19 protein-coding genes are annotated in these 20,049 nt (G+C 47.1%); 13 read left to right on the forward strand and 6 right to left on the reverse strand.

The genetic code is table 11. From position 1 onward, the window contains the following. Positions 1-63 precede the first annotated feature (63 nt). Positions 64-1,866, reverse strand: a complete 1,803-nt coding sequence (gene typA, locus PRU_RS00610; protein WP_013063277.1) for a translational GTPase TypA — start codon at positions 1,864-1,866, stop codon at positions 64-66. Positions 1,867-2,144: 278 nt separating this feature from the next. Here typA and rpsO point away from each other — a divergent pair, with 278 nt between their 5' ends. Further along, entirely contained in the window at positions 2,145-2,414 is a 270-nt protein-coding gene (gene rpsO / locus PRU_RS00615) for a 30S ribosomal protein S15 (protein WP_013063513.1), read from the forward strand. Between the two features lie 76 nt (positions 2,415-2,490). On the opposite strand, the gene PRU_RS00620 is transcribed toward rpsO, so the two are convergent. The 3 genes from PRU_RS00620 to PRU_RS00630 form a co-directional block, all read right to left on the reverse strand. Further along, positions 2,491-2,985 carry an S-ribosylhomocysteine lyase gene (locus PRU_RS00620; RefSeq protein WP_013065540.1) on the reverse strand — a complete coding sequence of 165 codons (495 nt, stop codon included), beginning with the start codon at positions 2,983-2,985 and terminating at the stop codon, positions 2,491-2,493. Positions 2,986-3,027: 42 nt separating this feature from the next. Next, positions 3,028-3,657 carry a 5'-methylthioadenosine/S-adenosylhomocysteine nucleosidase gene (gene mtnN / locus PRU_RS00625; protein ID WP_013064410.1) on the reverse strand — a complete coding sequence of 210 codons (630 nt, stop codon included), beginning with the start codon at positions 3,655-3,657 and terminating at the stop codon, positions 3,028-3,030. Positions 3,658-3,823: 166 nt separating this feature from the next. Next, complete coding sequence (locus PRU_RS00630; RefSeq protein ID WP_013064064.1) at positions 3,824-4,567, reverse strand: TrmH family RNA methyltransferase; 744 nt, start codon at positions 4,565-4,567, stop codon at positions 3,824-3,826. Between the two features lie 94 nt (positions 4,568-4,661). Here PRU_RS00630 and PRU_RS00635 point away from each other — a divergent pair, with 94 nt between their 5' ends. From PRU_RS00635 to PRU_RS00650, 4 genes are all read left to right on the forward strand, one after another. Beyond that, a complete protein-coding gene (locus PRU_RS00635; protein ID WP_013063224.1) occupies positions 4,662-7,151 on the forward strand; it encodes a YfhO family protein in 2,490 nt (829 codons plus the stop codon). 45 nt (positions 7,152-7,196) lie between these two features. Further along, entirely contained in the window at positions 7,197-9,908 is a 2,712-nt protein-coding gene (locus PRU_RS00640) for a bifunctional fucokinase/fucose-1-phosphate guanylyltransferase (protein WP_013065594.1), read from the forward strand. Positions 9,909-9,993: 85 nt separating this feature from the next. Further along, the gene (locus tag PRU_RS00645; RefSeq protein WP_013064645.1) at positions 9,994-10,887 is read left to right on the forward strand and encodes a GSCFA domain-containing protein; all 894 of its coding nucleotides are present in this window, start codon (positions 9,994-9,996) and stop codon (positions 10,885-10,887) included. After that, on the forward strand, positions 10,884-13,340 hold the full coding sequence (locus PRU_RS00650; protein ID WP_041385486.1) for a bifunctional UDP-N-acetylmuramoyl-tripeptide:D-alanyl-D-alanine ligase/alanine racemase: 2,457 nt from the start codon (positions 10,884-10,886) through the stop codon (positions 13,338-13,340). Before PRU_RS00645 ends, PRU_RS00650 begins: the two co-directional genes overlap by 4 nt. A 51-nt stretch (positions 13,341-13,391) precedes the next feature. On the opposite strand, the gene PRU_RS00655 is transcribed toward PRU_RS00650, so the two are convergent. After that, complete coding sequence (locus PRU_RS00655; RefSeq protein WP_139209046.1) at positions 13,392-13,862, reverse strand: hypothetical protein; 471 nt, start codon at positions 13,860-13,862, stop codon at positions 13,392-13,394. Between the two features lie 43 nt (positions 13,863-13,905). Then, positions 13,906-14,193 (reverse strand): hypothetical protein, encoded by a 288-nt coding sequence (locus PRU_RS00660; protein ID WP_074683973.1) that lies wholly within the window; start codon positions 14,191-14,193, stop codon positions 13,906-13,908. A 379-nt stretch (positions 14,194-14,572) separates the two neighbouring features. Between PRU_RS00660 and PRU_RS00665 the strand changes: the two genes are divergently transcribed. The 8 genes from PRU_RS00665 (at position 14,573) to PRU_RS00690 (ending at position 20,016) form a co-directional block, all read left to right on the forward strand. After that, entirely contained in the window at positions 14,573-15,220 is a 648-nt protein-coding gene (locus PRU_RS00665) for a serine protease family protein (RefSeq protein WP_041385488.1), read from the forward strand. Positions 15,221-15,222: 2 nt separating this feature from the next. Next, positions 15,223-15,390, forward strand: coding sequence for a hypothetical protein (locus tag PRU_RS15930; protein WP_177168187.1), 168 nt, complete (start codon positions 15,223-15,225; stop codon positions 15,388-15,390). Between the two features lie 127 nt (positions 15,391-15,517). Beyond that, entirely contained in the window at positions 15,518-15,778 is a 261-nt protein-coding gene (locus PRU_RS15530; protein ID WP_013065593.1) for a radical SAM protein, read from the forward strand. Between the two features lie 204 nt (positions 15,779-15,982). After that, positions 15,983-16,774, forward strand: coding sequence for a hypothetical protein (locus tag PRU_RS00670; RefSeq protein ID WP_041385489.1), 792 nt, complete (start codon positions 15,983-15,985; stop codon positions 16,772-16,774). 117 nt (positions 16,775-16,891) lie between these two features. Continuing rightward, positions 16,892-18,160, forward strand: coding sequence for a cell division protein FtsZ (gene ftsZ, locus PRU_RS00675; RefSeq protein WP_013065677.1), 1,269 nt, complete (start codon positions 16,892-16,894; stop codon positions 18,158-18,160). Beyond that, positions 18,157-18,738 carry a hypothetical protein gene (locus tag PRU_RS00680; protein ID WP_013064501.1) on the forward strand — a complete coding sequence of 194 codons (582 nt, stop codon included), beginning with the start codon at positions 18,157-18,159 and terminating at the stop codon, positions 18,736-18,738. Before ftsZ ends, PRU_RS00680 begins: the two co-directional genes overlap by 4 nt. A 3-nt stretch (positions 18,739-18,741) precedes the next feature. Next, positions 18,742-19,689, forward strand: coding sequence for a hypothetical protein (locus PRU_RS00685; protein WP_013064164.1), 948 nt, complete (start codon positions 18,742-18,744; stop codon positions 19,687-19,689). Positions 19,690-19,713: 24 nt separating this feature from the next. Further along, positions 19,714-20,016 carry a hypothetical protein gene (locus tag PRU_RS00690; RefSeq protein ID WP_041385490.1) on the forward strand — a complete coding sequence of 101 codons (303 nt, stop codon included), beginning with the start codon at positions 19,714-19,716 and terminating at the stop codon, positions 20,014-20,016. The last annotated feature ends 33 nt before the right edge of the window (positions 20,017-20,049 follow it).

Genomic DNA, 20,049 nt, shown 5'->3' on the forward strand with positions numbered 1-20,049 from the left:
TATTAGCCTTGACCTACGGTCGAGCCTGCTTGCGTTCGGTAATCGATGCAAGCATCATTACGCTCACTGTTTCGCAGCCTTCTTACGCTGGTCGTGATCCAGAATCGTTTTGCGCATACGCATCGACTTTGGTGTTACCTCAACCAGCTCATCGCTCTTGATGTACTCCAGGCACTCCTCAAGACTCATTACGGTCTTTGGAATAATGCGAGCCTTATCATCGGTACCCGATGCACGTACGTTAGTAAGCTGCTTAGCCTTACATACGTTTACTACCAGGTCGTTATCGTGAACATGCTCACCAACTACCTGACCCATGTAAACATCCTCACCTGGATCGATGAAGAACTTACCACGGTCCTGCAGCTTATCGATGGCATAAGCAAAGGCGTTACCAGTATCCATCGAGATCATCGAACCATTTACGCGGCGCTCAATCTCGCCCTTGTATGGCTGATACTCCTTAAAGCGGTGGGCCATGATAGCCTCGCCCTGACTGGCTGTGAGCACATTGGTACGCAGTCCGATAATACCACGTGATGGGATATCGAACTCGATATTTACACGCTCGCCCTGACTCTCCATCGATGTCATCTCACCCTTACGACGGGTTACCATATCAATCATCTTAGATGAGAACTCCTCGGGCACGTTGATGGTGAGCTCCTCAACAGGCTCGTGCTTTACACCGTCGATCTCCTTGTAGATTACCTGAGGCTGACCAACCTGCAACTCGTAGCCCTCGCGGCGCATGGTCTCAACCAGCACTGAGAGGTGCAGCACACCACGTCCTGATACAATCCACTTATCGGTGCTATCCTCGAAAGGTGTCACACGCAGGGCCAGGTTCTTCTCCAGCTCCTTCTCCAAGCGGTCGTTAATATGGCGCGATGTAACAAACTTACCCTCCTTACCAAAGAAAGGCGAGTCGTTAATCATAAACAGCATCGACATGGTAGGCTCGTCGATAGCGATAGGAGCCAGTGGCTCTGGGTTCTCCAGGTCGCAGATGCTATCGCCAATCTCAAACTTGTCTAGTCCGATTACAGCGCAGATGTCGCCACACTCTACCTGCTCGGTATGTACGTGTCCCATACCCTCAAAGGTGTGCAGCTCCTTAATCTTAGTCTTCTCCATGGTGCCATCGCGGTGTGCAATGGTAACCTGCATGCCATCCTTCAGGGTGCCACGGTGTACACGACCTACGGCGATACGACCCTGATAGCTCGAATAGTCGAGCGATGTGATGAGCATCTGAGGTGTTCCTTCTTCCTTCTTTGGGGCGGGAATCACCTCTACGATTTTATCAAGCAGATAAGTGATATTGTCGGTAGGCTTCTGCCAATCCTCGCTCATCCAGCCATTCTTAGCCGAACCATAAACCACGGGGAAATCCAACTGCTCCTCGGTGGCATTGAGCGAGAACATCAGATCGAATACCATCTCGTAAACCTCCTCAGGGCGGCAGTTAGGCTTATCTACCTTGTTAACTACAACGATGGGCTTCAGACCGATTTCGAGTGCCTTCTGCAGCACGAAACGTGTCTGAGGCATAGGACCTTCGAAAGCATCAACCAACAGCAGACAGCCATCGGCCATGTTGAGCACGCGCTCAACCTCGCCACCGAAATCCGAGTGTCCTGGAGTGTCGATGATATTGATTTTAACGCCTTTCCAATTGATACTGACGTTTTTTGAAAGAATGGTGATACCACGCTCGCGCTCCAAGTCGTTGGCATCCAGTACCTGATTGCTGAGATTCTGTCCGTCACGGAACAGGTGTCCAGCCAGCATCATCTTGTCCACAAGGGTTGTTTTTCCGTGGTCAACATGAGCGATAATTGCAATGTTTCTGATATCCTGCATACGAAAATACTTAAATTCGGGTGCAAAGTTACAAAAAAATAGGCACGGATTACACGGATTACGCGGATTTTTTAATAAATATCACAAAAAAATATCAAAAATCAGTGTTAATCCGTGAAATCCGTGCCAAAAAATTTGGAGGAATGGATAAATTGTTGTAATTTTGCAGCCGCATTTCGGAAAATCCGGAGCATTTGACGACGTAAACCCACTGGTGATTAGGCGGGAATCGCGTTTGAAAAATGTTATTGCAACAATTTTTTAATCACATTAAAATTATGTATTTAGACAAGGCAAAGAAAGAGGAGATCTTCGGTCAGTATGGTAAGAGCACTACTGATACTGGTTCTGCAGAGGCTCAGATTGCACTCTTCAGCTACCGTATCTCTCACCTGACAGAGCACCTGAAGAAGAATCACAAGGACCACAACACTGCACGTTCACTCACCATGCTGGTAGGTAAGCGTCGTAAGTTGCTGAAGTACCTGTACAATAACGATATCAATCGTTATCGTGCTATCATCAAGGCTCTGGGTCTCCGTAAGTAATATTCGTACTTACAACCAAGAAAAGAAAATCCCCATCTCAATCGAGGTGGGGATTATTTTTTATGTTGCTGAAGGATTAGGCATCGGCAAACACCTTACCATCTTCGAGTGTAATCTGCAGTTTGGTGTACTCGCAGTGGAAATCGTTCTTCAGACGGTCAAGATAGCGGGCGCACTCCCATTTGCACATGGGCAGATCGTGCAGCAGATAGTTGCCACAAGCCTCGGGACGTGTTGCAGGCACCTCGTCCTGTGTCAGTATCCACTCCAGGCACTCCATCGTCAACTGGCGCATGTCCTCAACGGTGTATTCACCCGTCATAATGATGTACATACCTGTGAGGCATCCCATCGGACCCACATATACCACATCCTCCTTGGCGCGCGAGTTACGGAACCACGTGGCCATCAGGTGCTCGATACTGTGGATAGCAGCAGGGGCAACAGCAGGCTCCTTATTGGGTTCGGTAATGCGTAAATCAAAAGTGGTAAAACCTTTATCCACACGCGATACGTAGATACCTGGCTTCAGGTGCGTGTGGTCGATCGTAAAACTCTGTATAACTTCCATTTTTCAATTTTTACATTTCCTAATTTTTTCATTTTTACATTTTCAAAGGCTTTCGATGAAAGTCTTGGTGGTTTGGAATGACTTTTCGGCTACGGTATCCCAGAAGTTGTGGTATTGCGAGGCATCGGTGTCGCGCAGGGGGATATCGCTGATGACGCGGAACGAGATAAAGGGCACCTTATAGATGTGGCATACCTGCGCGATGGCACAGCTCTCCATATCTACAGCCTTGGCCTCGGGGAAGTGACTTACTATCTCGCGCATCTTTTCCTTAGAATCCACAAACCAGTCGCCAGTCACAATCAGTCCGGGCTTGGCACCTGCCAACTGGGCTTTCTCAAGCAGGTAAGGGTCGGCCTGATAACGGGCTGGCAAGCCCTGCACCTGACCATATACGGTGTTCTCGTCGATGGCATAGCCACAATACACATCGTGGTAGGTCAGCTCCGAACTAACCACTACATCCTGCAGGTTGATGTCGTCGCCATTACCACCAGCGCAACCACTCGAGATAATCACGTCGGGCTTATACTGGCGAATCATCTCTACTGCCTGGATAGCGGCATTTACAGTGGCAATACCACTCTTTTGCAGAATCACTTTATCTTCGGGGAATAATGGACGGAGCTGCTTCAGTTCCTTGTCCATCGCTACTATCATTCCAACTTTCATACGTTAAACATTAAACATTAAACATTCTTTTAGTCGGCGTTCCGCCTTTGTAAAAGCGGCAAAGCCGAGCGAAACATTTATTTTTTTGCAACGGACTACAGGACTTTAGGATTTTTTTTACCTGTGATAATCAGTCTTGTTAGTCCTGTTGTCCGTTGCTAAATTCTCATTTGCTATTACGCTGGCGCACTGCTTCGTACATCAGGATAGCGGCTGATACGCTTACGTTCAGCGAGTCTAGGCGGCCCAGCATGGGTATGCGGATATGGGCATCGGCGGCCTCTCGCCACTGGTTGGTAAGGCCCGTGCTCTCGGTGCCCATCACAATGGCGGTGCCCTGCGTCATGTCGTAATCGTAATACTCGTACGAATCCTGCAACTGGGCGGTAAGAATCTTGATGCCGTGCTCCTTGAGGAAGGCGATGCACTCCTGCGACGAACAAACGGCTGTGGGCACGCAGAACACACCACCGATACTAGCACGAATCACGTTGGGATTGTACATATCCGTCAGTGGGTCGCACACGATGAGGGCATCAATACCAGCCGCCTCGGCACTACGCAATATAGCCCCCAGGTTGCCAGGCTTCTCCACACTCTCCAGCACCACAATCAAAGGGCTCTCCTTCAACTGCAACTTTTCCAGTGTGTGCTCCTTGCATCTCACCACGGCAATGTGGCCCTCGGTACTGCCGCGATAGGCCATCTTTTCATATACCTGCGGCGAAACGTTCTTGTCGCGGATGTACTCCTCAACCACCTCGTAGCCGCAGGCTTTACAGTGCTCTATCTCGCGCTGGCCTTCAACCACAAAAAGTCCCTCCTCACGACGGAGCGACGACTTCTGCTGCAGGGCTACTACGTGCTTAATCTTTGCGTTTTGTACGCTTGTAATGATTGTTTCTTCCATATTTTGCTGCAAAATTATAAAAAATCCGTGAAATCCGTGTAATCCGTGCCAAAAATTTAATACCTTTGCAGGCAAATTAAATAATTTGCAAGTTATGACATTATTGAAAAAATGGCTGCCCGATATGTTGGCAGTGTTGTTATTCGCCGTTCTGGCCTTTGCGTATTTCTTCCCTGCCGATATCGAGGGACGTATCCTGTACCGTCACGATGCCTCAGCTGGTCGTGGTGCTGGTCAGGAGGGTATCGAATATATGCAGAAAACAGGCGAGCGTAGTCGTTGGACCAACGCCCTGTTTGGTGGTATGCCTACCTACCAGATGGCTCCCTCGTATCATTCTACCGATAAACTCAGTACAATGACCAAGATCTACCATCTGTTCTTACCCGAGAATGTGTGGTATGTGTTTGCTTATCTGTTAGGATTCTATATTTTGCTGCGTGCTTTCGACTTCCGTCAGCATCTGGCAGCCTTAGGCTCTATCGTGTGGGCCTTCAGCACCTATTTCCTCATCATCATTGCTGCAGGTCACATCTGGAAGGTGTGGGCTTTGGCCTATCTGCCACCATTGATTGCAGGACTTGTGCTGGCCTATAGGGGCAAATATCTGTGGGGCTTTGTGCTCACAGCCATTTTCACTGCTTTCGAGATCAATGCCAACCACGTGCAGATGACCTATTACTATCTGTTTATCATCCTGGCCATGGTGATTGCCTGGTTGGTAGATGCCATCCGCAAGCATCAGTTGGCTGCCTTCGGTAAGGCCACTGCCGTGTGCATCGCAGGTGCCGCCATTGGCGTGTGCATCAACCTCTCAAACCTCTACCACACCTGGCAGTACGGTCAGGAGTCGATGCGCGGTAAGAGCGAACTGGTAAAGAAGAATTCGGCCAACCAGACCAGCAGTGGTTTGGAGCGCGATTATATCACACAGTGGAGTTATGGTATCGACGAGACCTGGACCCTGCTCATTCCTAACACCAAGGGTGGTGCTTCGGTGCCCATGAGCGAGAGTAAGATTGCCATGGAGAAAGCCGATCCTACCTACGAGAGCATCTACCAGCAGATTGGTCAGTACTGGGGCGAACAGCCTGGTACCAGCGGTCCTGTGTATGTAGGTGCCTTTGTGATGTTCCTGTTTGTGCTGGGACTGCTGATTGTCAAAGGTCCTATGAAGTGGGCTTTGCTCGCTGTTACCATCCTGTCGATACTCCTGTCGTGGGGGCGTAACTTCATGGGCTTTACCGATTTCTTCCTCGATTATGTGCCCATGTACGCCAAGTTCCGTACCGTGGCCTCGATATTGGTGATTGCCGAGTTCACCATCCCCTTGCTGGCCATGATGGCATTGAAAAAACTGTTCGACGAGCCCGAGGGCTTTAGCAAGTACAGCAAGCCTATCTACATCAGTTTTGGTGTTACCGCAGGCTTCTGTCTGTTGTTTGCCCTGATGCCAACCACCTTCTTCGATGGTTTTGTTTCATCCAGCGAGATGCGTGCTCTCAGCACCTTGCCACAGGAGCACATCCAACCACTTATCAGTAATCTGGTTGATATGCGTACAGCCGTGTTTACAGCTGATTGTTGGCGTTCGTTCTGGATTATCGTGGTGGGCATGGTATTGCTCATGGCTTACAAATATCGCAAACTCAAGGCCGAATATACCATCGGCGCTATCCTGGTGCTCTGCCTCATCGACCTTTGGCAGGTAAACAAGCGTTACCTGAACGATGAGATGTTTGTGCCCCAGAGCGAGCGCGAGGCACCCCAGCAGATGTCGCAGACCGATGAGCTCATCCTGCGCGATAAGGCCCTGGATTACCGTGTGCTCAACCTGGCATCAAATACCTTCAACGAGAACGAGACATCTTACTACCATAAGAGCATTGGTGGTTACCATGCTGCCAAGCTGCGCCGTTATCAGGAGATGATAGAGCAGTATATATCACCCGAGATGCAGCGCCTGATGAATGCTGTGGCCGAGGCTGGTGGCGACATGACTCAGGTTAAGGGCGACAGCATCTGTCCTGTTATCAATATGCTCAACACCCGCTACTTTGTGTTCCCACTGCAGGGTGGCCAGACAGTGCCCATCCAGAACCCCTATGCTTTGGGTAATGCGTGGTTTGTTGATAAGATTAGCTATGCCAAGAATGCCAACGAGGAGATTTTGAAGGTGGGTCAGATTGACCTGCGTCACGAGGCTGTGGCCGACGAGAAGTTCCAGGCACAGCTGGGTGATGCTGTTGCACAGGATACCACCAGCACCGTGGATATCAAGAGCTACGAGCCTAACCAGCTTACCTACGAGGTTAACTCGGGTAAGGGTGGTGTAGTGGTATTCTCCGAGGTTTACTATCCCGGCTGGACTGCTACCATCGATGGCGAGCCTGCCGAGTTGGGTAGGGTAAACTACATCCTGCGTGCCCTCAATGTAAAACCAGGTAAACACGAGGTAGTGCTCAGCTTCTTCCCCAAGTCGGTTGATACTACCGAGACGATTGCCTATACAGCGTATGCTATACTGCTACTGGTGCTGGCAGGAGCCGCCTTCATGGCCTACCGCCGCAAAAAGAATGGTTAAGGCTCTTGGCGAGCTGAATGTTCAATGTTCAATGTTCAATGTTCAATGAAAAAATTGCTCTCATTGCCACCAAACTTGGTGGACAGTTTCCACGATGTAACCGGATTGAGTCGTGAGGAGTATTTCTGTACCAACGATCCAGTTGGTCATAAGTTGGGTAGTGGTGGCGGAACCACCTGGCTGTTACAGGCCTGTATGACTACCGAGGATGGCACCTCGCTTGCCGAGTGGCTGCCCCGCGAAAAGCGTATCTTGCTGCATGCCGGCGGACAGAGTCGTCGCTTGCCCTCGTATGCCCCATCAGGTAAAATCCTTACCCCCGTACCCGTGTTCCGTTGGGAGCGTGGACAGCGCCTCTCACAGGACTTGCTCAGTCTGCAGCTGCCCCTTTACGAGCAGATGATGGATATGGCTCCCGAGGGCATCCACACCATGGTGGTAAGTGGCGATGTGCTGGTGCGCACCTCACAGCCCCTGCAACCCATCCCCGATGCCGATGTGGTGTGCTATGGCTTGTGGCTCGATGCCTCAGTGGCCAAGAACCACGGTGTGTTCGTAAGTTCGCGCAAATCGCCCCAGGTGCTTAAGCATATGCTGCAGAAACCCAGCATCGAGACCCTGAACGAGCTTCAGAAAGATCATTATTACCTTACCGATATCGGTATCTGGATGCTGAGCGACAAGGCCGTTGAACTATTGGCTAAAAAATCAATGGCAGATCCAAATGGTCCATTGTCAATGGTCCGCTCCAGCTCTGCTGGCTTGCAAGGCAAGAATGGTCAATTAAAAGAGTACGATATGTACTCTGAGTTCGGTTGTGCTTTGGGTACCAACCCTTCGTTGCCCGACGACGATCTGAAGGATCTTAAGGTGGCCATCGTACCCCTGCAGGGTGGCGAGTTCTACCACTTCGGTACTTCGCGCGAGATGATCTCATCTACCCTCCGCATTCAGAATCTGGTAAACGATCAGCGAGAGATTATGCACCACGATCGCAAACCGCACCCCAGCTTGTTTGTGCAGAATGCCGTTTGCAAGTACAAGTTTACCGAGGACAATACCAATATATGGATTGAAAACAGCGACGTGAGCGAGGGCTGGACCCTGAGTCACGACAATATTATAACAGGTGTACCCCAGAACCACTGGAAGGTAAACCTGGCCCCAGGCGAGTGTATCGATGTAGTGCCCATTGGCGATACCGAATACGCTGTGCGCCTGTATCATATCGACGATAAGTTTGCTGGTGCCGAACAGCAGAAACAGCAGTTCCCTGTAGTGGCCGACCTTGAGGCCCTGAGCATGCTGCAAACACTGGATGGCCTGGCACTCGTTACCAGTCGTATGATTTCGGCCGAGGAGATTAGTACCGAGGCCAATCTGCATCGCTTGTTCGATCAGCGTAAGGCTTTCCGCAAACTCAACTGGAGTGCGCTGGCCAAGAACTGGAACCACAGTGTGTTCTACCAGCTCGACCTGGCCGATGCCAAGCGCGAGTTCGACGAACAGCACATCGAGATGCCCCCTGCACTCGATGCCGATGCACCCCTGATGACGCGCATCCACGATGCCATGTTCCGTGGCGAAAGCGAAAAGGCCTTTGCGCTTTTACGTGAGGGCTTACTCGATACCAACGATTATCAGCAGATACCCCAGCTCAGCGTGGCCGACGACCAGATTGTTTGGGGTCGTTCACCCGTGCGTATCGATATCGCAGGTGGTTGGACCGATACCCCTCCTTACTGTCTGATGGAGGGTGGTAATGTCATCAACCTGGCCATCGAACTCAATGGTCAGCCCCCGTTGCAAACCTATGTGCGCCCCTGCCAGGAGCCCCGTATTGTGCTGCGTAGTATCGATCTGGGTGCCATGGAGGTAGTAGAAACCAGCGAGCAGTTGCGTGATTTTATGCACGTAGGCTCACCCTTCTCAATCCCCAAGGCCGCCTTGGTATTGGCTGGCTTTGGTCAGCGTTCGCTCAAGGATGAGTTAGCTGCCTTTGGCGCAGGTATCGAGCTCACCCTGCTCAGTGCCATCCCCGCAGGCAGTGGCTTAGGCACCAGCAGCATCCTGGCTGCTACCGTCCTGGGTGCGCTCAACGATTTCTGCGGCTTGGGTTGGGATAAGAACGAGATTGGTCATCGCACCCTGATGCTCGAACAGATGCTTACCACAGGTGGTGGTTGGCAGGATCAGTTCGGTGGTGTGCTGGGTGGCGTAAAACTGCTGCAAACGGGTAGGGGCTTTGCCCAGAACCCACAGGTGCGCTGGTTGCCCACCGATCTGTGGACGCAACCCGAATATCGCCCTTGTCACCTATTATATTATACAGGCATCACGCGTACGGCTAAGAGCATCCTGGCCGAGATTGTGCGCCGTATGTTCTTGAACCACGGTGGCGAGCTGCGCCTGTTGCGCCAGATGAAACAGCATACCCTCGACATGTACGAGGCTATCCAGCAGAACGACTTCGAGCGAATGGGCTTGCTGGTACGTAAAACGTGGGCACAGAATCAGGCCCTCGATGCAGGTACCAACCCAGCCGATGTGGCTAAGCTCACCAGCTTGATCGATGACCTCTGCTTAGGTTACAAACTGCCTGGTGCAGGTGGTGGCGGCTATCTGTATATGATAGCTAAGGATCCCGAGGCCGCCGCACGTATCAAGCAGATTCTTTCTGAAAACAGCATCCGTAAGAACGCAAGATTTGTTGATATGGCACTATCCACAACAGGCTTGCAAATAAGTAGAAGTTGATATTTAGCAACGGACTACAGGACTTTAGGATTTTTACCCGCGATAATCATCTTGTTAGTCCTGTTATCCGTTGCAAAAAGAAAATATGGAGTTTAGAACGATAGTTGATATAGATGACCCTGGGTTTAGGATAGGGGCTTGCGAGGAGATGCTCTTCGTAGGGTCGTGCTTTGCCGATAAGATAGGCGCACGCTTTACTGATGAGAAGTTCCGCACCATCGTTAATCCCTTTGGCGTGATGTATAATCCCGCCTCCATCCTCCATACCATCCAGCGCCTCTCCGCTCAGCCCGATTTGAAATCCGTCAAGACTGCATTCTTGACCCTCGGCACCAATCACGTTTATATTCTCAATGAAACAGGCGAGATAGTAGATAACTGCCAAAAGCGCCCCCAGTCGCTCTTTACCGAGAAGGAACTCACGGTAGATGAGTGTGCCGATTACCTGCAGCAGGCCATCGACATCCTGCATGCCGCCAATCCCGATATGCGCATCGTGCTCACCGTTAGCCCCATCCGCTATCGCAAATACGGCTACCACGGCTCCCAGCTCTCCAAAGCTACTTTACTCTTGGCCGTCAATAAGGTGATAAAAATGTTCCGCTCGGCTTTGCCGCTTGGCTCGTCCAAGAATGTTCAATGTTCCGCTCCAGCTCTGCTGGCTTGCAAGGCAAGAATGTTCAATGTTCATTACTTTCCCGCCTACGAAATCATCAACGATGAGTTGCGCGATTACCGCTTTTATGCCGATGATATGCTGCACCCCTCATCGCAGGCCGTAGAGTATATCTGGCAGCGATTCTCCGAAGTGTATCTCAGTCCCGAGGCCAAGGCATTCCTCAAGGAGTGGCAACCCCTCAAGGCCGCGCTTAATCACAAGCCGTTCAATCCCGATTCGGATGAATATCGCATATTTATGGATAAAACTATGTTAAAAATTTCCGAGTTGCAAAAAAAATACCCTAACTTTGCAGTATGAAATACAGTATAGAAAAGGTTACCACGCTCATAGGAGCGCGACGATATGGAAACACTGAGGCTCAGGTAAGCTGGTTGCTCACCGATAGCCGTAGTCTTTGTTTCCCCGAAGAAACATTGTTTTTCGCCCTGAAAACACAGCGTAACGATGGTCATCGTTACATTCAGGACTTGTATAACCGTGGTGTGCGTCAGTTCGTAGTCGAACAGGTGCCCGAGGCTTACGAAACCCTTTATCCGCAGGCCAACTTTTTGCGAGTGCCTCACACATTGGCAGCCCTGCAGCGTTTGGCCGAGCGCCATCGCGACGAGTTCTCGCTGCCCATCGTAGGTATCACCGGCTCTAACGGTAAAACCATGGTCAAGGAGTGGCTTTATCAGTTGCTGTTGCCCTCGCAGCGTATTGTACGTTCGCCTCGCAGCTACAACTCACAGATAGGTGTGCCCCTCTCGGTATGGTTGCTCAACGAGCAGACCGAGGTTGGAATCTTCGAGGCTGGTATCTCGCAGCCAGGCGAGATGATGGCCCTGCGTGATATCATCCAGCCCACCATCGGCGTGCTCACCTCGTTAGGTGCCGCCCATCAGGAGAATTTCCGTTCGATGGAAGAGAAGTGCATGGAGAAACTCGAGCTGATGCACGATACCGAGGCCATGGTATATTGCTCTGATAACGATATCGTGAGCCGTTGCATCCGTCGCATGAACTATAAAGGCGAGAAAATCTCGTGGAGCACCTGCGATCAGCAGGCCGCCTTCTATGTTAAGAGTGTCGAGAACTCGCACATCACCTATATTTGGAAGGAAGAGGAGAACTGCTTCGATATCCCATTTATCGACGAGGCCTCAATCGAGGATTGTATCACCTGTGCAGCCGTAGCCTTGCGCTTGGGTCTTACCCCTGGCGATCTGGCCGACCGCATGCCTAAGCTCGAACCCGTGGCCATGCGCCTCGAGGTTAAAGAAGGCCAGCGTGGTTGCATCCTCATCAACGACTCGTACAACTCTGATATCAACTCACTCGATATCGCCCTCGATTTCATGAATCGCCGCGAGGAGTTGAAGAAGCGTACCCTTATCCTTAGCGATATGTTCCAGTCGGGTCTTTCGCCCGAAAAACTCTACGCCCAGGTATCCGAGTTGGCTGTTAAGCGTGGCATCACCAAGTTTATTGGTATCGGCGCCCAGCTCACTGCCCAGGCCGATAAAATCCAGATTGCCGACAAGCAGTTCTTTGCCGATGTAAACCACTTCCTGGGTAGCGATGCCTTTACCGGTTTGCGCAACGAGATGATTCTCTTGAAGGGTGCCCGTCCTTTCGGTTTCGATCAGATTACCGAGCAGCTCGAGCAGAAGGTTCACGAAACCATCCTCGAGGTCAACCTCAATGCCGTGGTCGAGAATCTCAACTACTATCGCTCGTTCATGAAGCCCGAAACCAAGATGGTGTGCATGATCAAGGCCGATGCCTATGGAGCAGGAGCCGTCGAGATAGCTAAGACCCTGCAGGATCACCGTGTTGACTACCTCGCAGTGGCAGTGGCCGACGAGGGTGTTACCCTCCGTAAGGCTGGCATCACCGCCAATATCATGATTATGAACCCCGAGATGACCGCCTTCAAGACCATGTTCGATTACGACCTGGAGCCCGAGGTATATAGCTTCCGCTTGCTCGATGCCCTCATCAAGGCAGCCCGCAAGGAGGGTATCACCGGCTGGCCTGTACATATCAAGCTCGATACAGGTATGCACCGCTTAGGCTTCGATCCCGAGCAGGATATGGATGAGCTTATCGATCGCCTCACCCATCAGCAGGCTGTTATTCCCCGTTCCGTATTCAGTCATTTCGTTGGTTCCGACAGCGACGATTTCGATAATTTCTCAACCTTGCAGTTCAAGCGTTTCGAGATGGGCAGTCAGAAACTTCAGGCCGCCTTCTCGCACAAGATTCTGCGCCATATCGACAACTCTGCCGGCATCGAGCACTTCCCCGATCGCCAGTTGGATATGTGTCGTTTGGGTCTTGGCCTGTATGGTATCGATTCGCGCGACAACCGCATTCTCCATACCGTCAGCACCCTCAAGACCACCATTCTGCAGATGCACCAAGTGCCCAAGAGCGAAACCGTGGGCTACAGTCGCAAGGGCAAGCTGACTCGCGATTCTGTCATCGCTGCCATACCTATTGGCTATGCCGATGGCTTGAACCGTCGTTTGGGCAATCGCCACTGCTACTGTCTGGTCAACGGTCAGAAAGCTGAGTATGTGGGTAATATCTGTATGGATGTGGCCCTGATTGATGTCACCGACATCCCCTGTCAGGAGGGCGACCAGGTAGAGATCTTTGGCGAGCACCTGCCCGTTACCGTGCTCAGCGATGTGCTCGAAACCATCCCCTATGAGGTCCTCACCGGCATCAGCAACCGTGTAAAACGCGTTTATTTCCAGGATTAAACTTAATCCTATATACAACTACAAGTCAGGGAGTGCAGTTATGTACTCCCTTTATTGTATGTAAGCGTCTATCTGTGCGGCAATGTCGCCAGCCAGTACGGCACCGTAGCCCACACGGAGCTCGATAGTGGGACGAAGCGGGTCGTTGGTACCGATGATCACAGCATACTCGTCTATGGTGTAGGGCGTGGCCATGTTCTTTGACATCACGCACTCCAGACTGCTGAGTTTCAGCTCTTCGCCGGCGATAATCGCAATGTCATGGTTGGGATAGAATAGGATAAGGGCAGGGAGCTCGTTGGCTCGCGAGGCATCCAGCACCACCACGCCGTCGGGTTCTCCGTATCTCTGTTTTGCCTCTTCCACCGTGGCGTAGGTCACCCTTGGAACAGCCGTCCGCTCCTTGCGCTTGATGATGAAGTAAGCGAAGGGGGCGATAACCAGCAGCAACAGTAAGTACGGTCCAAAGCCAATGGCTAACATAATGCCGGCAACGACGGCAAGAATCGTGTTTCGTTTCATAAATAGTCTGTTATTTGTCTTTACCGAAAAATCGCTGGCAAAGTTACGCATTCTCCTCAAAAAGCTGTCTATCAAACTCCTCGGAAGAAGTCCAATGTACCTGTCCGTTTCTTAAATTCTCTTCAAACTTATCTATACTTTCAATAGCCTCTTTTTCTGATGAAGGGCCAATGATGGGATACTTTTCCCAGTTCAGATCGTCAATCCAGTCGTGGACGGCAGTAATGCCATCTACCGAGTTCGAAGCAACGCTTGCTGCTGCAGCTGTAGGTTCGCATGCCATGTTGGTATTGCTTTCCTCTTCGATTTGTGGATATCTTTTTTCTTTCATTGCGCTTTGTTTTATGGTACAAAAATAAAACATTATTTTGTAATACCAAAGTTTTTACTACTTTTTAAACCTTGCATAAACTATTGTTTCGTAAATGTACTAATGTACCAATGTACCATTGTTGATAGAGTCAGATTAAGCATAATTACTTCACAATTAGCCAGTTTTGTGCAATTATATATATTTTTCTGTTCAAAAACACATTTCATTTAATATTTCTTCGTATATTTGTACACGATACGTCTAATGAATGGCGCCAATAGCTAAAACGAATGGATATGGAAATACAATGCCTGTTTGAACAAGTACTCTATGAGATTGCACGCCACCTCGACGTGGATGTGAAAGAATTGTTTATGTCATAAAAAACTTATTGAATATGAACTATTTAATAAATCAGTGTATTTATCCAATTATGGATGGGATTGATGATGTAGGACAGGGCTTTTTGGCTGATGGTTATTTTATAACAGCAGCACATATTATTAAGGACTGTCCTAAGTGTTTTGTCAAAATTGGAGGTATTACATATAAGCCTATTGAATTTACTCCAGTATTTCAAGGAGAAAGGGATATTTGGAATGATGAGACTCAGCATGATGTTATTATGTATAAGTTTAATAAGGTTCCAAGTCCTTTGCATTTATCTGCAAGAAAGGTAACATTTGAAGACACTTTAAGAAGCTATTGTATGTCTGTCAGATATGATGATAAGAGTAACCTTTACTACAATGAACTGTCTGTAGAAGAAGTTATACTAAAGAATCAAGGTACAGAAAACTATCTATGGTGTGAAGCTAATAGGTTTGAAGGTAGTAGTGGCAGTCCTTTACTTATAGATAATGAAGTTGTAGGTATTATGCATAGTGGAAATAATAATGGTATATGTACATTTCTTAAGGTTAGATCCTTCATACTACCACCAGAACCTAGAAAATATAAACTCTTTGATAAACCTAGTGAGCCTTGGACTCCAGAATATTTCAACAAGAAGGCAGAAGAACAAATTAATGATGCATTTGAATAGCTATGAATATATTTAATAAGTTGATTACCTATAATAAAGAAGGAAAATGTGAGAATCCTGTTGCTCTTAAAGAAAAACAGGAAAGAGAAAAGCTCGCTTATAGAGCAAAGACAATGGGAAGATGGCAAGTTTCAAAATTCTTAGAAGTTAGAAAATTCTATAGCAAATAGATAATATGGGAAATATAAAAAAAGAAATGATGATTCTAGTCTGGAGGATCATTTAAGATCCCTAAACTACAAGATTGTTCCTGACTATATCTATCAAACATCAATTCTGGGAATCAGTCGTTTAAGAATGGGTACTGATGGGCATGGTATAACAACATTGGTTGCCTTTAATGGCTGTCCTCTTAGATGTAGATATTGTCTAAATCCTGAATGCCTAAATACGAGTAAGAAAGTAAGACGTTTGCTTCCAGAAGAAGTAATGGACGAATTAAGAAAAGACGAAATGTTTTATTTAGCTACTAAAGGCGGAGTGACCTTTGGTGGTGGAGAACCTTTGCTGAATAGCCAATATATTAAGGATATTCTAGAATTGGGTGCCAGGAGTTGAAATGTTACAGTAGAAACCTCACTGAATGTTCCAAGAAAGCATCTAAAACTGTTATTGCCATATATAAATGAACACATCGTGGATATATTGGAGTATCCTGGATTCGATATAGTATGGGCAAAACATTGTGAAGACACAAATTGGTATCCTAAATTTGAATAGTTGTTGCGAAAAAATAGTATACTTAAAATTAAAAATATTATTATGAGAACGAGCATTGTATTGTTTGTGATGGTGGCCGTAGTTATCACTGCGTGTGTGCCAGGGGAAAAAGCCCCTATGCAAAAAGGTATCTTAAAATGCGAATCATCGTTCTTTGGAGATAGCACTGCCGTCTTTATGGCGAATACCTTGCAAAATGGGTATAAAATATCAATCATCCACAATAAGCAGTTGGACTTAATACATTTCGAAAGAGGTGATTCTATAAGCCAATATTGTGCAATTCATAAGCTCCCTTTCGACCTAAGATATTATGAAGAGGACTCAATCGGAGTCTTCCAAACCGAGTTGAACATCCCGGTTTTAAGATTAGATACATTGGGAGGGACTAAATATGCTCCTGATATGTTCTTTATGGACGTAAACTTTGATGGAGAAGAAGATTTTATTGTTGCACATGAAGGATATAATAGGACTTATTATGCCTGTTTCGATTTAGTTAATGGTAACAGATATGGTTCGTGCCCTGGGCTTCTCGAATCAAACAATGAACCGCCTTACAATAATATTGTCTCTGGTATTTATGAACAGCCATCCTATACCGTCTTTGACCGAAAGAAAAAAGAAATCTACATAAAGGAAACTATGGGATGCTGTTCCTATTATGAAACATGGGCAAAATACTTTGAAGGAGACAATTATGGTAATGAAGCAAAAGTAAAGATCACCAAGGAAGTACATCACGATTGGTGGGCTGATGGGACAGAGCATGTTGAAATATATAAGCTGATTAATGACTCCTTAAAATTGGTTGAAAACAAAGTCGTTGAGTAAATACTCAGTGTTCAAAGGGATGCCCATTGCCATGTTTTTCTAATCGCAAGCCTTGCGGAGATTTGGAAGTGTGGAGATAGTTTTGTAATTTTGTAGCCAAATTAAATATATTGGATTATGGGTGATACTTTACCATTTTTTGAGAACGAGATTAAAGATACGATGCAAGGCATCATCAAAGTTGTAGGCGTTGGCGGAGGTGGCTGCAACGCTGTACGTAATATGTGCAACGAGGGCGTGGTGGGTGTTTCTTTTGCGGCCTGCAACACGGATAGTCAGTCGTTGAAAGGCTCGCCTGTTCCAGTAAAAGTCCTGATGGGTGAAGGCTTGGGAGCTGGCGGTGATCCTGAAATCGGCAAAGCTGAGGCTGAAAAGAGCTTGGACTCTCTTAAGAAGATTCTAAGCGATGGTACTAAGATGGTGTTTATCACTGCCAGTATGGGTGGTGGTACAGGCACAGGCTCTGCGCCTGTTGTTGCCCAGGTGGCAAAAGAGTTGAATTTGCTTACTGTTGGTGTGGTGACGATTCCTTTCTATTTTGAGAAAAAACAGAAGATTGTCAAGGCCTTGAAGGGCGTGGATGAATTGAGGAAATATGTGGATGCTATCTTGATTATCAATAATGAACGTCTGTGTGATGTCTATTCTGATTCTGACATCTCGCTGAAAGAGGCATTTGGTAGGGCTGACAATATTTTGAAGGATGCCGTAAAAGGTATCTCGGAGTTAATCACAGTGCATAGTGAGGGCTCTATCAATCTTGACTTCCGTGATGTGGAAGCTACGATGAAGAATGGAGGAGGAGCTATCATGGCAATGGGACGTGCTAGTGGTGATCATCGTGTGGAAAAAGCGATTCTTGATGCACTGAATTCCCCTTTGCTTTATGGCAATGACATTGGCAAGGCCAAACGTATCCTATTTAATATCTATGCCAGTGAGGAGCATCCCATCTTCGTGAGGGAGATGCAGGAGATTGATGACTTCTTTGATCAGCTGGATCCTAATATCAGCGTTATCTGGGGTACTTCAACGGATGATACCCTGGGTGAAGATGCCAAGGTGACGATTCTAGCTACTGGATTGGAGGATGATATGCGCAAGGAGGTGAAATCGAATGTACATCGTACTGATGATGATTTCTATGAGGAATTGATTCCAATGCTATATAAGCCTGCAAAAAAGCCAACGCCAGCGAAAGTTCTTGTTCAGGAATTACCTTTTGAGGTAGAACCTGCCCCTGAGCCAGAACCAGCTGTGGAGGAGCCAAAAGTGGAGGAAGAATCTGAGCTAGAACCTGTGAAAGAACAGGTGATAACAGAGTCGCCTACGGTTAGTAGATGGAAAACGTGGTTGAATAACATTATGAAGGATGTGACAGAATGAATGAGCTGCTAACACCAGAAGAGCGGGCACTGGAGGTAAAAAGACTCGTGAACCAGCTGCAGGCAGAGGGTAGGACAGACCTTTTGCTACATGCCATTGGTGTGCCCTTGCTTGAAGAACTGAGGATTGAGGCAGCCAAGGGGCGTTTGAGTCGACTGGTAATAACAAAGGATTATCGTTTCATCTTAGAGGATTATCAAAAGGAGGTGGAGCTGCAGCCTGTTCATAAGGCTGTCTATCTGTTGTTCCTAGCGCATCCTGAAGGTATTGAATTTAAACGTTTGTTTGATTATCGTGATGAGTTACTTCGTTATTATATGGCAACAGGCAAGATGATGGATAAGGAGAAGGTGATAGAAAGTGTAGATCATCTAGTAAATCCTCTCGACAATGCCATCAACGAGAAGTGCTCACGTATCAAAAAGGTGTTTCTTGATCTTATGGATGTATATACTGCTAGTTATTATATAATTAGTAGCCATACCCAGAAACAGTTTTCTGGTTCAGATCGCATATGGTATCAAAGATTGAAAAATATAACACTTCCAAGGGAATTAGTAATAGATTATAATAGATGAAAGATGAAGAAGATTTTGATATATTTAGTATTCCTACTTCTCCTTGGTTGTGGTAATAACAAGCAAGCGCGAGATGTCCAGAAAGAGACGAAAACAACTGGAGATTGTTCGTTCAAGAAGGAATATGTGTCTGATTCTACACCACACTGGGTGGAGAGGTTGAACGATATACCACTCCCGGATTATATGCAGGGCGATTCTTTGATTGATGTTTACTTCAAATATACCCAGGCAGTCAAGGGATATGAGGTGACAGGCAGATGGATGCCATACGATAAGTTAGCAGAAACAGGAAATGTGGTTGTCAACTTCCATCATAAGGAAACAGGAACTGAATTTCAGTACTTTGGCGAAAAATACCATTCATTCGATACTGATGATATTTCTTTTGCCAAGGATTTCAAAGGGCATAAAAATGGAGATATACACTATTTCAACTATACTTCCCCTGATACGATTGATATATACAAGGAGTATAATGATAACTCGCCTATTGGCTATTACTCGTCATTTCAGTTCTTAGATGTAGATTTTGATGGGAATGATGAACTTCTCATATCTGATATGTGTAAAGGACGGGCTGGCAACAATTATGAGGTGTATAAACTTTCTAAGGATGGCTTGCAGAAAGTGACCTATATGCCTTTAGGCGGATTGACGAATATGGACAAGATTGATCTTAAGAATAAGACCATAACGATTTATCAGAATGATGGAGCCTATGATGAAGCTGAATTCTTTTTCTCATTTAAGAAGCGGCGAGTTGCAATTAAAGATATTCCAAAATTCTATTCAGCCAGTGCAAGTTATTTTGACTTTGACAAATATAACAAGGAACTTGGCTCACCTTTCGTTTTAGATTCTATCAAGGAATACACGAAAACTGATAGCGAACGACGTGTGACATATCAGGTTCGTGGTAGTAGGTTAGTGAAAAAAAGAAGAAACTGATAATAATATAATAGACAAGAAAAGATGGAAAAATTTTATTGGTCAAAACTTATATTGAACAAAAACGAAGCTGCTACAAAAAGTACCTTGATTAAATACATACTTGGTATAAAAGATAGTTCATCAATTACAGTTGAACAACTAAAATGCTTGACGCAAGAAGTTATTGATGGTACTGATCAGAATTATGATTTGAAGGTGTTTTTGGAATCTATAACAGATTTTGAAGAGGCTGCTAGTTGGTTAAGTAAAAATGCCTATTCTTTAGATATGTCAAGAAACCTTCTGGGGATAATAAAGCATCCTAAGGGCAAGAGAGGTCTTTAATATGTTAATTATAAGGACGTTCAATTAGATTTA

This window comes from Xylanibacter ruminicola 23, from assembly GCF_000025925.1.
Classification (GTDB): Bacteria; Bacteroidota; Bacteroidia; order Bacteroidales; family Bacteroidaceae; genus Prevotella; species Prevotella ruminicola.

What these genes read in the sequence shown, in the direction of transcription:
- typA (WP_013063277.1), bottom strand. Translation starts at nt 1,866, where the DNA reads ATGCAGGATATCAGAAACATTGCAATTATCGCTCATGTTGACCACGGA.
- rpsO (WP_013063513.1), top strand. Translation starts at nt 2,145, where the DNA reads ATGTATTTAGACAAGGCAAAGAAAGAGGAGATCTTCGGTCAGTATGGT.
- PRU_RS00620 (WP_013065540.1), bottom strand. Translation starts at nt 2,985, where the DNA reads ATGGAAGTTATACAGAGTTTTACGATCGACCACACGCACCTGAAGCCA.
- mtnN (WP_013064410.1), bottom strand. Translation starts at nt 3,657, where the DNA reads ATGAAAGTTGGAATGATAGTAGCGATGGACAAGGAACTGAAGCAGCTC.
- PRU_RS00630 (WP_013064064.1), bottom strand. Translation starts at nt 4,567, where the DNA reads ATGGAAGAAACAATCATTACAAGCGTACAAAACGCAAAGATTAAGCAC.
- PRU_RS00635 (WP_013063224.1), top strand. Translation starts at nt 4,662, where the DNA reads ATGACATTATTGAAAAAATGGCTGCCCGATATGTTGGCAGTGTTGTTA.
- PRU_RS00640 (WP_013065594.1), top strand. Translation starts at nt 7,197, where the DNA reads ATGAAAAAATTGCTCTCATTGCCACCAAACTTGGTGGACAGTTTCCAC.
- PRU_RS00645 (WP_013064645.1), top strand. Translation starts at nt 9,994, where the DNA reads ATGGAGTTTAGAACGATAGTTGATATAGATGACCCTGGGTTTAGGATA.
- PRU_RS00650 (WP_041385486.1), top strand. Translation starts at nt 10,884, where the DNA reads ATGAAATACAGTATAGAAAAGGTTACCACGCTCATAGGAGCGCGACGA.
- PRU_RS00655 (WP_139209046.1), bottom strand. Translation starts at nt 13,862, where the DNA reads ATGAAACGAAACACGATTCTTGCCGTCGTTGCCGGCATTATGTTAGCC.
- PRU_RS00660 (WP_074683973.1), bottom strand. Translation starts at nt 14,193, where the DNA reads ATGAAAGAAAAAAGATATCCACAAATCGAAGAGGAAAGCAATACCAAC.
- PRU_RS00665 (WP_041385488.1), top strand. Translation starts at nt 14,573, where the DNA reads ATGAACTATTTAATAAATCAGTGTATTTATCCAATTATGGATGGGATT.
- PRU_RS15930 (WP_177168187.1), top strand. Translation starts at nt 15,223, where the DNA reads ATGAATATATTTAATAAGTTGATTACCTATAATAAAGAAGGAAAATGT.
- PRU_RS15530 (WP_013065593.1), top strand. Translation starts at nt 15,518, where the DNA reads ATGGGTACTGATGGGCATGGTATAACAACATTGGTTGCCTTTAATGGC.
- PRU_RS00670 (WP_041385489.1), top strand. Translation starts at nt 15,983, where the DNA reads ATGAGAACGAGCATTGTATTGTTTGTGATGGTGGCCGTAGTTATCACT.
- ftsZ (WP_013065677.1), top strand. Translation starts at nt 16,892, where the DNA reads ATGGGTGATACTTTACCATTTTTTGAGAACGAGATTAAAGATACGATG.
- PRU_RS00680 (WP_013064501.1), top strand. Translation starts at nt 18,157, where the DNA reads ATGAATGAGCTGCTAACACCAGAAGAGCGGGCACTGGAGGTAAAAAGA.
- PRU_RS00685 (WP_013064164.1), top strand. Translation starts at nt 18,742, where the DNA reads ATGAAGAAGATTTTGATATATTTAGTATTCCTACTTCTCCTTGGTTGT.
- PRU_RS00690 (WP_041385490.1), top strand. Translation starts at nt 19,714, where the DNA reads ATGGAAAAATTTTATTGGTCAAAACTTATATTGAACAAAAACGAAGCT.